Here is a 13,846-nt window from a genome sequence, read left to right as displayed (position 1 = left end):
CTGCGAATCAGTGCTGGGTCTCGCGGTCCTTGATGAGCCGCTCCAGCTCTTCCCGGATGATGGTCTCCGCCAGCTGCGGGACGACCTCCCAGGCGATCTTCTCGATGACCTCGCGGGACGCCTTCGACAGCGCCTCGCGAAGCTGCGCCTCGCCGCCATCCGCGGCCGGACGGGCGCGCGCGGGCGGAGTGGCCGGCGACGGACCGCCGATGTCCAGGGAGATCTCCTCCGCGCCGCTGGGCTCGGGCAGCGAGTCCTCGATGCGGATGCTCTCCGTGCGGGCCTGCGCGGCGGGAGGCGCGGCCGGAGCGGATGGAGCACCCAGGCCGAACGGGTCGCGGGCCCGGGCCGCCGGAGGCACCGCGGCGGGCGGGGGCGCGGAGGGCAGCGGCGCGGCGCCCGGAGGACGCGGGAAGCCACCCGGGATGTTCGGAGCGCCAGGGCCCGGAGGACGCGCGGCCATGCCCGGAGGCGGCGCACCCGGAGGACGCGCGCCCGGCGGCACGGCGCCCGGCGGAGGACGCGCACCCGGCGGCATGGCGCCCGGCGGCGGCGCACCCGGAGGACGCGCGCCCGGCGGCACGGCGCCCGGCGGAGGACGCGCACCCGGCGGCATGGCGCCCGGCGGCGGCGCACCCGGAGGACGCGCGCCCGGCGGCACGGCGCCCGGCAGCGGACGCGCGGCGCCCGGAGGCGGCGGCACTCCCGCGCCCGGAGGACGCGCGCCCGGAGGCGGCATGCCCGGACCCGGAGGACGCGCGCCCGGAGGCATGGCGCCCGGAGGAGGCGCACCCGCGGGACGCGCACCCGGAGGCGCGGCGGCGGCGGGCGGCGCGGCGGCCGGGGCCACCGGCGCGGCGGTCTGGGGCAGCACGCGCGTCGCGGCGGACGCGGGCATGGTGTTGGACTTCTGGCCCACCAGGGCCTTCACCTTGTCGAGGAGGATCTGGCTCTCGAAGGGCTTGGTGATGTGGTCGTCCGCCCGGGCGGCCTTCGCGCGGTTCTCGTCGAACGCCTCGAAGGTGCCGGCCAGCAGCAGCACCGGGATGGCCTGCGTCGAGGGGTCGCTCTTGAGCGCCTCGCAGACCTCGTAGCCGCTCTTGCCCGGCATCATCACGTCGGCGAGCACCACGTCCGGACGCAGCTCGCGCGTGCGGGAGATGGCGTCCAGCCCGTTGTCCACCGCGGTCACCTGGAAGTCTTCCGTCGCGAAGATCATCCCGATCACCTTGCGGATGGTGAGCGAGTCGTCGGCGATCAGTAGATTCTTGGGCATCGGCTCCGGCCTCGGGGGGCGCATACCCCCCTGAATTCGTTTGAGATTTCGGGCGAGCAAGCCTGCCTGCACGCCCTGTGTCAATCGGAGAAGCTTAGGATTCGCGCTTTGGGCCGATCAAGAAAACATGCGCTGCAGGTCCAGTAACATCACCGGATCCGGTAGCCCCGGCGCCCGGAAGGTTCCGGTCAGCTCGGCCGGCTTGAACTTCTGCAGCACGCCGAGCACCCGGGTGGCCGCCAGCCCCACATTCCGCCCCGCCAGCTCCGTCAGGACGAACAGGTCCTCCACCCGGGCCGGCGCCCCCAGGAGCGCCGGAATCGAGCAGATGGGCCACAGGGCCTGTGCGTGCGGATAGACGCCCGCCACGGGCCCGCTCTGCACCGGCAGGACGCTGAACGCCTCGCCCCGGGGCACCACCTGGGAGACGTTGCCCAGCGGGACGCCGAACAGCACGCCCTGGGACTCCAGCACCAGCGCCCGCTCCGGGGGCGCGTCCGCCCAGTGCACGGGCCGGGGCTCCGGCGGGGTCGCCCGGGGGCCCGCCCGGTGCGGCAGCGCCTCCACGATGAGCTCCAGGTACAGCCGGTCCTTGTGCAGCACCGCGCCCCGGCTCAGGGGCGCCAGCGAGTCCGCCAGGCCGGGGGGCAGGAGGAAGAACGGATCCCGCGCGACGTCCGCGACCTCCACCACGGAGCGCACCCGCACCGCGAGCGTGGGGCTGACGTCCAGCACCACCACCATGCCCGGCACGTCCTCGGGGGGGCCGCCGAGCAGCGCGGAGAGATCCTTCACCTCCAGCACGCCGCGCAGGCTGGCGCCGCGAGCCCCCGGCATCGCGACCTCGATGACGGACGTGGCCTCCACCGCGTAGCGCGTCTCACCGGCCTCCACCAGCAGGCAGAGCCGCCGTCCGCTTTCAAAGGGCGACACGGCGGGGGACCCTAGCAGCCTTCCAGGGTTGGGTGCTAAGCCCTGAACAGTCATGGCGCGACTGCTCCTCGTCGACGACGAAAAGATCGCCCGCAACCTCTACGGCGACTACCTCACGGCCGCGGGACACATCGTCACGGCGGTCGCCACCGTGGCGGATGCGAAGACCGCCCTCGCCGCGGGCCGGTTCGACGCGGTGGTGACGGACCTCATCCTCCCCGGCGGCGACGGCATGGAGATCCTCCGCCACGTTCGCGAGCGCTATCCGGGCGTGGAGGTGGTGGTCATCACCGGCCTGGACAAGGTCGCCCCCGCGGTGCGCGCCATCAAGAGCGGCGCGGCGGAGTACCTGGTCAAGCCGGTGGCGCCGGAGGCCCTGCAGCACGCCCTGCGCCGCGCGCTCACCACGCGCGACCTGATGCGCGAGAACGCGTCCCTGCGCCAGCACGTCGCGCTCCTGGAGGCGGGCCAGCGCATCGCCACCACGCTCGACCGCGAGCGGCTGGCCGCCGCCACCGCGGACGCGCTGGAGTCCATGGCCAACGCCTCCGCCGTGATGCTCCTGGAGCGCGACCCCGGGGCCTCGGGCTTCCGCTCGCACGGCATGCGCGGCCTGCCGGAGGACCTGTACGAAGCGCTGGTGCCGCAGCTCACCGAGCGGCTCGCGGGAACGCGCACGCCCCAGTCACTCGACGGCCTGCAGGTGCCCTGGCCGCGCACCCTCACCTTCCCCGCGGTGGACGGCGACACGGTGCTGGGCCACGCGGTGCTCTTCCACGACAGCGCCCCTCCGGAGCACCACCCGGAGACGGTGAGCTTCCTCGTGCGCAACTGGGCGCTGGCCCTGCGCAACCTGGGCCGCTTCGCCGCCGTGGAGGACCTGGCGTACGTCGACGACCTCACCCGCCTGTTCAACACGCGCTACCTGCACCTGGTGCTGGACCGCGAGGTGAACGAGGCCCTCCAGACGCAGCGGCCCTTCTCCCTGCTGTTCCTGGACCTGGACCGCTTCAAGGCCATCAACGACACGCACGGGCACCTGGTGGGCTCGCGCGTGCTGGTGGAGGCCGCGCGCGTGCTCAAGGGCTGCGTGCGCGACCCGGACGTGGTGGCGCGCTTCGGCGGCGACGAGTACGTGGTGCTGCTGCGCGGCACCGACTCCGGCGGCGCCCTCAAGGTCGCCGAGCGCATCCGCCGCACCATGGAGACCCACCAGTTCCTGGGCCGCGAGGGGCTGGCGCTCAAGCTCACCACCTGCATCGGCGTGGCCAGCTTCCCGGAGCACGCCCAGGACAAGGACCACCTGCTGGACCTGTCCGACCGGGCCATGTACCGGGGCAAGCGCGGCACCCGGAACGTCGTCTACATGGCGGCGCAGGACCTGGAAGCCACCCCGGCCGAGCGCCGTCAGAACCCGCCGCCCCCGCAGGGCTGACGGCAGGGCCCGCGCTACTTGCGCAGGCTGCCCACGGTGAGGCGCTTGGGCAGCTCCACCTCCGCGGGTTCGGCACCACCGCCCTCGCCCACCGCCTCCACCTCCTCGTGGGACGCGCCGGTGGTGATGAGGCGGTACTTCTGCGACGCCTCGCGGTCGTGCTGGGCCTGCTCCGGATCCAACCGCGCGATGAGCTGCCAGAACAGGGCGGCGTGCTCGCGCTCCTCGTCCATGACGTGCCGCAGGATGGCCTTCGCCTCCTCGTTGTCCGTCGCGTCCAGGTGCGCGGCGTAGAGGTTGATGGCGTCCAGCTCCGCCTCGATGTTGAGCCGGATGGAGCGGGCCAGTTCGGAGTCCGTCAGCTTCCGGGGCACCAGCGAGTGGAACGGGTTCGTCTGCGGCATGAGGGCCTCTGCGACAGGGAGAGTCCCCAGCAGGCGAGCGGGCATGCGCGTCCCGTCAGGCCCCGCTGAGGGCGGTCGCGAGCATCCGTTCGGTCGCGAGCGGGGTCAACCGAATCCCGCTGGGGGTGCGTTGCGCCTGAACACCCGCGTCCGTCATGCTCCTTCGCATGGAGACCCCCTCGCCGCTCGCGCAGCTGCTCCAGGCCCTGGACGCGGGGGACCTGGACAAGGCACGGCTCGCGGCGGCGGCGCTGCAACGCGCCAACGCCCATACCCACCAGGTGGCCGCGGAGGTCCTCCACGAGCTGCGCCAGCCCCTGCTGGGCGCGAAGGCCTACGCCCAGCTGCTGGCCGAGGAGGGAGGCGCCAGCGGTCCGCTGAAGCTGCTGCTCGCGCAGGTGGAGCGGATGGAGCAGATCGTCTCCGACTTCATCCGCCTGGCCAGCGAGCGGCCGGCCCCGCAGCAGCGGCTGGCCCTGGCCGCGCCCATCTGGGCGGCGGCGAAGGTGTTCAGCGTCAACCCGGACTCGGCGCGCATCTCCCTGGAGGTGGAGGCCCCCGAGGACCTCACCATCCAGGGCAACGCGCGGCTCATCGAGCAGCTCACGCTCAACCTGCTCAACAACGCGCGCGACGCCATGTCCGGCCGGGGCCGCGTGAAGGTGACGCTCGCGCGCGACGGCGCGTCCGCGGCCCTCTACGTGTCCGACTGGGGACCGGGCATCCCGGACGACCTCAAGACGCGCATCTTCGAGCCCTACGTCTCCGCCAGCAAACGCGGCACCGGCCTGGGGCTCGCCGTCTGTCGGCGCATCGCGCAGGAGCACCACGCGCAGATCGCCCTGGTGCCGCCGACGACGCTGCGCGAGGTGCCGCCCCCGGCCACGGTGTTCCGCGTGCTCTTCCCTCCCACGGACGCGCCCCGCCCGCCGCGCAAGCGGCTCTTGGTGGTGGACGACGAGGGCATCATCCGGATGGTCTTCAAGGACCTGATGGAGAAGGAGTGCGAGGTGATTGAAGCGGCCACGGGCGAGGCCGCGCTGGAGATTCTGCGCGCGTCGCGCGTGGACCTCATCGTCACGGACAAGAACCTGCCCGGGCTGTCCGGCCTGGAGCTGGCCCAGCACGCGCGCAAGCTGGACCCCGCCTCGCGCGTCATCCTGATGACGGGCTACCCGTCGCTGGTGACGACGCAGCAGGCGCTGCAGCTGGGCGTGGTGGACTACCTGCTCAAGCCCTTCGACGACATCCGCCAGGTGCGCGCGCTCCTGCGACAGGCGCTGTACACGCCCGCGGCGCCGCCCACCCCAGCCCCCAGCGCCACCATGCGCCGGGTGGACGTGCTGGAGGACAACCCGGCCACCGCGCGGCTGATTTCAGAGGCGCTGGGCCTGCTGGGGCTGGAGGCCCGCGTCGTCGCGGGCGCGGAGGTGGCCGCGCTGGAGCCGCCCGTGGGCGTGGTGGTGTCGTGGGACTTCGCGCCGGCCTACGGCAAGAAGGCGCTGGAGCTGGCCCGGGGCCTGAGCCAGGGCGCGCCCTTCGTCGTGCTGGCGGAGCACCTCACCATGGAGACGGCGCTGGCGTCGCTGCGCGCCGGGGCCGCCGCGTGCCTGCCCAAGCTGCTCTCCGACACCGCGGCGCTCAGCCGGGAGCTGGGCCTGGCCTTCAAGAAGACGTCCCCCTGAAAAGACTCCGGCCCCGGGTGCCCCGCTTCGCGCGGAGCCCACCGGGGCCGGAAAAACCCTACGGCGCTACGGAGCCTTCAAGCGGCTCAGTAGTCCATGTCGTCGCCGCCGTACTCCGGCATGGCGCCGCCACCCGCGCCGCCCTTGGCCTTCTTCTTCGGGCGCTCGGCGATCATCGCCTCGGTGGTGAGCAGCAGGGACGCCACGGAGGCGGCGTTCTGCAGCGCGGTGCGCTCGACCTTCGTCGGGTCGATGACGCCGGCCTTCTCCAGGTCCTCGTAGGTCTCCGTGCGGGCGTTGAAGCCGAACGCGCCGGTGCCGTCCTTGACCTTGTTGATGACGACGGCGCCCTCGACGCCGGCGTTGCTGGAGATCTTGCGCAGGGGCTCCTGGAGCGCCTTGCGGATGATGTCCACGCCGAAGTCCTGCTCGCCGCCCAGCTTCAGGCCGTCCAGCGCCTTGAGGCTGCGGATGTAGGCCACGCCGCCGCCAGGGACGATGCCCTCTTCGACGGCCGCGCGGGTCGCGTGCAGCGCGTCCTCCACGCGGGCCTTCTTCTCCTTCATCTCCACTTCGGTCGCCGCGCCGACGTTGATGACCGCCACGCCGCCCACGAGCTTCGCCATGCGCTCCTGGAGCTTCTCGCGGTCGTAGTCGCTGGTGACCGTCTCGATCTGGGTGCGGATGAGCTTGATGCGGCCCTCGATGTCCGCCTTCTGGCCGGCACCGTCCACGATGGTGGTGTTGTCCTTGTCCACCGTGATGCGCTTGGCGCGGCCCAGGTCGGTGAGGGTCAGGTTCTCGTACTTGTGACCCAGCTCCTCGCTCACCACCATGCCGCCCGTCAGCGTGGCGATGTCCTTGAGCATGTCCTTGCGGCGGTCACCGAAGCCCGGCGCCTTCACCGCGGCCACGTTCAGCACGCCGCGGATCTTGTTGACCACCAGGGTGGCCAGGGCCTCGCCCTCGATGTCGTCCGCGATGATGAGCAGCGGCTTGCCCGAGCGCGCCACCTGCTCCAGCACGGGGATCATGTCCTGCATCGACGAGACCTTCTTCTCGCTGATGAGGATGTAGGGGTCGTCCATGACGACCTCCATGCGATCGCGGTTCGTGACGAAGTACGGCGACACGTAGCCACGGTCGAACTGCATGCCCTCCACCACGTCGAGCGTCGTCTCCAGGCCCTTGGCCTCCTCGACGGTGATGACGCCCTCCTTGCCCACCTTCTCCATCGCGTCCGCGATGATGGTGCCGATGGTCTCGTCACCGTTCGCGGAGATGGTGCCCACCTGCGCGATGGCCTGCTTGTCGGACGTGGGCTTGGAGAGCTTCTTCAGCTCCGCCACCACCACCTCCACCGCCTTGTCGATGCCGCGCTTGAGGTCCATGGGGCTGTGGCCGGCGGCCACCAGCTTCAGGCCCTCCTCGTAGATGGCGCGCGCCAGCACCGTCGCCGTCGTCGTGCCGTCGCCCGCCTTGTCGGAGGTCTTCGACGCGACCTCCTTCACCATCTGCGCGCCCATGTTCTCGAAGCGGTTCTCGAGATCGATCTCCTTGGCGACGGTGACGCCGTCCTTGGTGATGGTGGGCGAGCCGAAGCTCTTCTCGATGACCACGTTGCGGCCCTTGGGACCGAGCGTCACCGCGACCGCATCCGCGAGGATCCGGACGCCACGCAGGATGGAATCCCGCGCGGACTGATGGAAGAAGATTTCCTTCGCTGCCATCGCAACCTCCGATAATGCTTGGGGAATTTTTACAAATGGGGATGGCCGTTAGCACTCGGCCATGTCGAGCGCCAACATAAGGGTCGCGTCGACGATGTCAACGGAAAGGGGCAGGCGTGTGGGCCTGAGGACGCCTTCTGGCCCGCCCGGGTGGGGGGTTCAGGCGACCTCTGGAAGGCCCTACTCCGCGAAGCGCACGAGGTTGAGCAACTGCCCCATGTCCAGGGGCTTCTGCAGGGTGATGGCGACGCCCTTGCGCAGGCCGCGGTCGGAGATGTTGGCGTCGTTGCTGGCGGTCATCATCAGGACGGAGATGTTCTGGAAGCGGGGGTCCGCCTTCAGCATCTCCGTGAAGTGGATGCCGTCCAGGTGGGGCATCAGGTAGTCGGTGATGACCAGCCCCACGGGATGCCGCTCCATGATGTCCAGGGCCTGGAGCGCGTCCGACGCCGAGAACACGGTGTAGCCATGCATCTCCAGGTAGCGAGAGAGCATGGTGCACAGCTCGTAATCGTCGTCGACGACCAGGATGTTCACGGGGTTCGGGCCAAAACGGGGCGCTGGAAGGTAACAGCCACGCCGGTCGTTGACAACGCGAAGGACGGCTTCTTAGCTGCCTGCCCGTATGGCGAAGCGCACGGCGAAGCAAGGGGAGGCGAGGGGCGTGGACGCGCGACTGGAGGGGGTGGCTGACGCCTTCGAGGCGCAGGACTTCGAGGCCGCGCTCGCCAGCGCCGACGCCCTGCTCCGGGACGTTCCGGACTCGGCAGAAGCCCTGCACTACCGGGCCGCCGCGCTGGTGGAGGTGGGCCGCCTGGAGGACGCGGGCAGGGCCTATGGCGCCGCCCTGAAGGCCGCCCCGGAGGACCTGGAGATCCTCTTCGGCGCGGCGGAGTTCCTCGTGTGCCGCACGGGCGAGGACCGCGAGGCGGTGGAGGAGGGGCTGGAGTGGTGCGGCCGCGGGCGGAAGCTTGCGCAGAAGGCCGACGACGTGGAGCTCGTCTACGAGTTCCTCCTGCTGGAAGGGATGGGCCTCAACCAACTGGGGGAGTGCGAGGCCGCGCTCAAGAGTCTGGACCAGGCGCTGACGCACATGCCGCGCTCCCCGGACGCACAGCTGGAGCGGGGCATCGCGCTTTTTGAACTCTGCCGCTTCGCGCCCGCGCAGGAGGCCTTCGAGCGGGTGTTGAAGGACGCGCCGGACGAGCCGTGGGCGCACCACTACCTGGGGCTCATCGCGGAGCGGCGCAAGGACGCGCGCGAGGCGAAGAAGCGCTTCACGCGGGCGCAGGTGCTGGCCCCGGAGGAGCTGCCGCCGCCGGTGGCCCTGGAGGAGGCGGCGTTCGACCGCGCGGTGGAGGACGCGATGCGCGCCCTGCCCTCGCAGGTGAAGCAGTACATGGACAACGTGACCCTGGCGGTGGAGGACCTGCCGTCGGACGAGGACCTGCTGGGTCAGCAGCCGCCGCTGTCGCCGTGCATCCTGGGGGTGTTCCGGGGCACGCCCGTGGGCGAGCGCAGCGTGATGGACGCGGCGGATCACTTCCCGCCCTCCATCGTGCTGTACCAGAAGAACCTGGAGCGCTTCGCGCGCACCCGCGAGGAGCTCATCGAGCAGATTGGCATCACGGTGATGCACGAGGTCGGTCACCTGATGGGTCTGGATGAGGACGACCTGTGGGAGCGGGGTCTGGACTAGCGCGCATCTCCCCTGCCCTGATGCTCGTCATGCGAGCATGGACGAAGCTGGGGCTGATGGCGGTGCTGGGCCTGACGGGATGCACGGGCGGCGGGGACGACACTCCGCGAGTGTGTCCGCAGGTGGTGGTGTTCGCGCGCTCGGACACCGGGACGTGCCAGGCGTTCCCGACGCCGTGTGACGTGCCGGAGGGCTACGTCGGCTGCTGCGGCGGCCTCTTCGGAGCCTGCGTGGCGGACGTGTCCGGGACGAACTGCGTGGATGATCCGACCGACACGTGCCAGCCCGGCAGGTCCGCGGACTGCCCGGGCATCTGCCAGTAGGGCCACGGCGGACGCGTCAGGCCCCGGGCTCGGCGCCCCCTGGGACAGCGGGCGGGCGTCCCCGCTCCTTTCACCAGTGAAAACCGACATGCGAGCCAGGCCTGGAATCACCGTGACACCGGCTAGGGTTCCGGCCATCGGTTGGACGGCCAAGGAGGCTTGGGATGGTCAACGTGAGGCAGGTCGCGACGCGGTTGAAGAGTGCGCTCCTGGCGGACCCGGAGCGGTTCTACACGAACGAGACAGGGGCCTGGGTGGCGGGGCTGCCGGCGCCGCAGGACATCCGGGTGACGACGGGCCGGGAGCCCTTCTGGATCAACCTGGGCTACTGGAAGCACGTGGAGAAGGTGGACGACACCAACGTGGAGCGCGTGGGGGAGCTGTTCCGGTCCGCGCAGGCGGAGATGGCGCGCCTGCTGGCGAGGACGGCGAAGCTGGGGCCCGGCGACGCGGTGATGGACTGCGGCAACGGGTACGCGGATCAGGACCTGCTGTGGGCGGAGGAGTTCAAGCCCGCGAGCATCGTCGGGGTGAACATCACGCCCAACCAGGTCCGGGTGGGCCGCGAGCGGTTGAAGCTGACGGGGCTGGAGGGCGTGGTCCGGCTGGAGGTGGGAAGCGCGACGGCGCTGCCTGGCGGTGAGGCGGCTTTCGACGTGGTGTTCGCGCTGGAGTCCGCGATGCACTTCCGGACGCGGCAGGACTTCCTGCGCGAGGCGTTCCGGGTGCTGAAGCCGGGAGGCCGGCTGGTGATGGCGGACATGGCGCAGAAGACGGACCGCGAGTCGGGCGCCGGGCTGCGGCAGCGGCTGCGCTACCGCTACTGGCGGGGGCTCATTGCCTTTCCGGAGGAGAACGTCTGGTCGACGGAGCGCTACCTGTCGGAGCTGCGGCGGGCGGGGTTCCAGGACGCGAAGGTGGAGTCCATCGCGGACGACGTGTACCCGGCGGTGAACACGGCGATCGTGGCGCTGCGCGGGATGACGCAGCTGGAGAAGAAGCCGGGGAGCACGTCCCTGCACCAGGTGCGCGCGGACGTGCACCGGGCCATGCGGATGACGCCGGAGCAGCGCCAGTGGACCGCGCTGTTCAATTGCGACGAGTACGCCGTCGTGTCCGCGCGCAAGCCGTGACGGTGGTTGACGGGCCGGCGCCAAAGCGGCGGTAATCCGCGGCGGTAGGGCCTCCGGACCTGGTGGCCGGCCCGGTCTTCAAAACCGGTGAGGGGCTGCGAGAGCAGTCCCTGGCGAGTTCGATTCCCGTGCCCTACCGCCAAACCTCACGGCGCGCTGATCGCAATCAACCGCTCAAAGCCAGCCACTGGTCGCGCGGGCGTCAGACGGCCGCTTTGCTATCCGGGCGTAACCATCCGGTGTGAAGGTTATCGACCCCTCAGGTCCATCTCCCACGCGGGTGACGCGCGCACGCTGACGCAGTTGCGTCCGGCCAGCACGCAGGACGCCCGTGAATGCTACGGGCGTAGCACGTGATTTCAGCAGGTCGCGACAATGGTCCTGGCCTTGCAGCCGGCGGCGCGTGTGCGTGCAAGCAGCGTCCTGCTTCACGGCGCCCCCCCCTCATGAACCAAGCGCCCCTTCCCTCGAGTCCGTGTTTCATCCTCCCGCCAGGAGGGCTCAGGTGAATCCCTTCGATTCCCGCCCCCTGACCAGCGCCGAACAGGAGATCGTCGACCTCCTCCTCCAGGGCTGGACCAACAAGCAGATCGCCGCATGCCGTGGCACCAGCGTGGGGACCGTGGCGAACCAGATCGCCGCCATCTACCAGAAGCAGGGCGTCTACTCCCGCGCCGACCTGCTGGTCCGGTTCTCGGTGAGCCCCCCGGAGCCTGGCCTGGACCGGCCCTCGCTCTCCTGCCTCTCCTCGCGCGAGCAGGAGGTCGTCCTCCAGGCCATCCAGGGACACTCCAACAAGCTCATCGCCATCGAACTGAAGCTCACCGAGTCCACGATCGCGACGCACCTGCGCCGCGCGCTCGTCAAACTCAGACTGAGCTCGCGACGCGATCTCATCGTGGAACTCCAGCACGCCGTGGCAACCTCTGACGTCCCGTGAAACACGGTCAACCGCAGCGACCGTCACCGAAGTGCCCATGGATGTGAATGGCGGAATCCGTCATTCCTTTCCCAGACAGATGGATTCACGGTCTGGGAGAAACCATGAGACGCGTCTTCAGTGACCCCGCGCATGAAGCCCTGTTTCAGCGCGAAGGGGCAGTCGTCGTTCCCCTGCTGGATGCCAGCGAAGTCCAATCCCTCCATGAGGCCTACCACGCCCATCTTCCCAGCGTGGGCATGGGCTTTCACGCCACCATGTTCAGCCGCGACGTGGCCCTGCGCACGCGGGTGGACATCGCGGTGCGGGAGCTGCTGGCCCCCAAGGTCCTGCCCCTGCTGTCGCGCTACCGCGCCGTCGTGGGCAACTTCGTGATGAAGGAGCACGGGCGCCGCGACAGCGAGGTCCCCGTGCACCAGGACTGGAGCTTCGTGGAGGAGCCGCGCCTGCGCTCCCTCAACGTCTGGTGCCCCCTGGTGGACACCACGCCCGCCAACGGCCGCCTCCACGTCTTCAAGGGCAGCCACAACTTCGTGCGCGTCCTTCGCGGCCCGTTCTTCCCCAACCCCTACGTCACGCTCGCGCAGGAGATCCGCGAGCGCTTCCTCACCGAGCTGCCCCTGCGCGCGGGCGACGCCGTCATCTACGACCACGGTCTCGTCCACGCCTCGCCGCACAACGTGAGCGGTCAGGCGCGGCTCGCCGTCAACCTGGCCCTGGTCCCCGAGGAGGCCGACCTCATCCACGGCTACCTCGACCGCAGCCGCGAGGACCGGCGCCCGGAGGTCTTCCGCGTGGATGACGCCTTCTACCTGCGCAACATCGTGGGCGAGCGGCCCCAGGGCGTGGAGAGCCTCGGCTTCGCCGATGGCGCCATTCCCCAGCTGAGCTCCGCGGAGCTGAACCAGCTCCACCAGCAGGCCTTCCGGGCGTCCCACGCCGCGGTGTCGTGAGCAGTCCCCCTGTACAACCCAAGGAGCAGAACCATGGCGAAGTTCGTTGGTAGCAACGAGTTCTATGCGCGCGCCGCCCAGCTCGGGCACAGCCGCGCGGAGATCGACAGCAAGGGTCACCAGGCGACGACCGTGGTGGTCCAGTCGATGCAGGAGCTGAAGAAGCTGGTCCAGCCGCAGGACCCGAAGGCGCGCGAGGCCCGGCAGGCGATGCTCGACGCGGTGGCGAACGCCTCGGCGGGTCAGGAGCTGCCCCTGGAGCACCACGTCAATGGCTACCTCTTCGGGACCCGCGAGCTGTCCGCGGAGCACGAGGCCCACTGCGCGGAGTCGTTCCCGCTGACGCTCGCGGTGGTCTCCATGGGGACCGGCACCCTGCCGCCCGGAGAGACGCTCATCGGGCCCAATGGCAATCCGGTGGTCTGGAATTACGACACCCTCAACATCCCGGATGGTTCGTGGATCACCACGCAGACCACCAACTTCACGCTGAACGTGACCCGTCTGGTCATGCAGTACACGCCCAGCTGAGCCATCCCTCCCAGTTCGTGAAACCCCGCTGAACAACCCTGAAACACACACACGGAAGACACCTACCAATGAGCAAACCCTATCACATTGGCATCATGGGCGCGGTCCAGAACCAGGCCGCCAACGGGGGCAACGGGAACCCCGGCGTCAACGGCCCGGCTGGCGAAGGCGGCAGCTGCGTCTGGGGCAACTCCCACTGCTCCGTCGACGGCAAGCGCGGCGTGGACGGCGCTGTCGGGACCGCGGGCCTCGCGGGCCAGCCCGGCCTGACGGGCTCCACCGCGCTGCAGGCGGACATCAGCATCGGCACGCTGACGGGCACGCTGGCCGTGTGGTCCCAGGGCGGTCCCGGCCAGCAGGGCGGCAACGGCGGCAACGGCGGCAACGGCGGCAACGGCGGCAACGGCGGCACGGGGCCTTCGTGCCAGGCCGTGGGCTGCGACGGCGGTGACGGCGGCAACGGTGCCAATGGCGCGCCCGGCGGCAACGGCGGCAACGGCGGCAGCGGCGGCTACGCCCAGCAGGTGACCGTCACGGTGAACACCCCGGGCGGGCAGGTGACGACCAACGCCCTGGCGGGCGTCGTCGGCGCGCCGGGCAAGGGCGGCGTGGGCGGCCAGCCCGGCGCGGGCGGCCAGGGCGGTGGCGCCGGCTACAACGCGCACAAGGGCAAGCAGGGCGTCCAGGGCCAGACTGCGGGCGCCAACGGCGTCGACGGCCAGCCCGGCTCGTCCACCGGCAACATCGGAATCATCAAGGTCATCAAGCCCCAGGGCTGAGGCCCCCTCCATGCCCGCGCGGGTG

The 13,846-nt window shown here is 70.6% G+C and carries 14 protein-coding genes and 1 tRNA gene; 10 read left to right on the top strand and 5 right to left on the bottom strand.

Features of this window, described 5'->3' with window-relative positions:
• Window positions 1-7 precede the first annotated feature (7 nt).
• Both AABA78_RS27235 and AABA78_RS27230 read right to left on the bottom strand, forming a co-directional pair.
• Window positions 8-1,276, bottom strand: coding sequence for a response regulator (locus AABA78_RS27235; protein WP_338267266.1), 1,269 nt, complete (start codon window positions 1,274-1,276; stop codon window positions 8-10).
• Window positions 1,277-1,393: 117 nt separating this feature from the next.
• Window positions 1,394-2,209 carry a chemotaxis protein CheW gene (locus AABA78_RS27230; protein ID WP_338267265.1) on the bottom strand — a complete coding sequence of 272 codons (816 nt, stop codon included), beginning with the start codon at window positions 2,207-2,209 and terminating at the stop codon, window positions 1,394-1,396.
• A gap of 52 nt (window positions 2,210-2,261) precedes the next feature.
• Between AABA78_RS27230 and AABA78_RS27225 the strand changes: the two genes are divergently transcribed.
• Entirely contained in the window at window positions 2,262-3,644 is a 1,383-nt protein-coding gene (locus AABA78_RS27225) for a GGDEF domain-containing protein (RefSeq protein WP_338267264.1), read from the top strand.
• Window positions 3,645-3,658: 14 nt separating this feature from the next.
• On the opposite strand, the gene AABA78_RS27220 is transcribed toward AABA78_RS27225, so the two are convergent.
• On the bottom strand, window positions 3,659-4,048 hold the full coding sequence (locus AABA78_RS27220; protein WP_338267262.1) for a demethoxyubiquinone hydroxylase family protein: 390 nt from the start codon (window positions 4,046-4,048) through the stop codon (window positions 3,659-3,661).
• Between the two features lie 167 nt (window positions 4,049-4,215).
• On the opposite strand from AABA78_RS27220, the gene sinK reads away from it, so the two are divergent.
• A complete protein-coding gene (gene sinK, locus AABA78_RS27215) occupies window positions 4,216-5,733 on the top strand; it encodes a hybrid histidine protein kinase/response regulator SinK (RefSeq protein ID WP_338267261.1) in 1,518 nt (505 codons plus the stop codon).
• 86 nt (window positions 5,734-5,819) lie between these two features.
• On the opposite strand, the gene groL is transcribed toward sinK, so the two are convergent.
• Together groL and AABA78_RS27205 are read right to left on the bottom strand one after the other, a co-directional pair.
• Window positions 5,820-7,463, bottom strand: coding sequence for a chaperonin GroEL (gene groL / locus AABA78_RS27210; RefSeq protein ID WP_171412508.1), 1,644 nt, complete (start codon window positions 7,461-7,463; stop codon window positions 5,820-5,822).
• 180 nt (window positions 7,464-7,643) lie between these two features.
• Window positions 7,644-8,000 (bottom strand): response regulator, encoded by a 357-nt coding sequence (locus AABA78_RS27205; protein ID WP_120529801.1) that lies wholly within the window; start codon window positions 7,998-8,000, stop codon window positions 7,644-7,646.
• 88 nt (window positions 8,001-8,088) lie between these two features.
• Between AABA78_RS27205 and AABA78_RS27200 the strand changes: the two genes are divergently transcribed.
• The 8 genes from AABA78_RS27200 (at window position 8,089) to AABA78_RS27165 (ending at window position 13,821) form a co-directional block, all read left to right on the top strand.
• Complete coding sequence (locus AABA78_RS27200) at window positions 8,089-9,162, top strand: metallopeptidase family protein (RefSeq protein ID WP_171412507.1); 1,074 nt, start codon at window positions 8,089-8,091, stop codon at window positions 9,160-9,162.
• A gap of 29 nt (window positions 9,163-9,191) precedes the next feature.
• Entirely contained in the window at window positions 9,192-9,485 is a 294-nt protein-coding gene (locus AABA78_RS27195) for a hypothetical protein (RefSeq protein WP_171412506.1), read from the top strand.
• A 164-nt stretch (window positions 9,486-9,649) separates the two neighbouring features.
• Window positions 9,650-10,618, top strand: a complete 969-nt coding sequence (locus AABA78_RS27190) for a methyltransferase domain-containing protein (RefSeq protein WP_338267258.1) — start codon at window positions 9,650-9,652, stop codon at window positions 10,616-10,618.
• A gap of 43 nt (window positions 10,619-10,661) precedes the next feature.
• Window positions 10,662-10,760 (top strand) — tRNA-Sec (locus AABA78_RS27185).
• 363 nt (window positions 10,761-11,123) lie between these two features.
• Complete coding sequence (locus tag AABA78_RS27180) at window positions 11,124-11,558, top strand: response regulator transcription factor (protein ID WP_338267257.1); 435 nt, start codon at window positions 11,124-11,126, stop codon at window positions 11,556-11,558.
• 104 nt (window positions 11,559-11,662) lie between these two features.
• On the top strand, window positions 11,663-12,511 hold the full coding sequence (locus AABA78_RS27175) for a phytanoyl-CoA dioxygenase family protein (RefSeq protein ID WP_338267255.1): 849 nt from the start codon (window positions 11,663-11,665) through the stop codon (window positions 12,509-12,511).
• A gap of 33 nt (window positions 12,512-12,544) precedes the next feature.
• Complete coding sequence (locus AABA78_RS27170; protein ID WP_338267253.1) at window positions 12,545-13,042, top strand: hypothetical protein; 498 nt, start codon at window positions 12,545-12,547, stop codon at window positions 13,040-13,042.
• Window positions 13,043-13,110: 68 nt separating this feature from the next.
• Window positions 13,111-13,821, top strand: a complete 711-nt coding sequence (locus AABA78_RS27165) for a hypothetical protein (protein WP_338267250.1) — start codon at window positions 13,111-13,113, stop codon at window positions 13,819-13,821.
• Window positions 13,822-13,846: the final 25 nt, after the last annotated feature.

Origin of the sequence: Corallococcus caeni, from assembly GCF_036245865.1 — a bacterium.
GTDB lineage: Bacteria > Myxococcota > Myxococcia > Myxococcales > Myxococcaceae > Corallococcus > Corallococcus caeni.
This window is presented reverse-complemented; position numbering and strand designations above follow the sequence as displayed.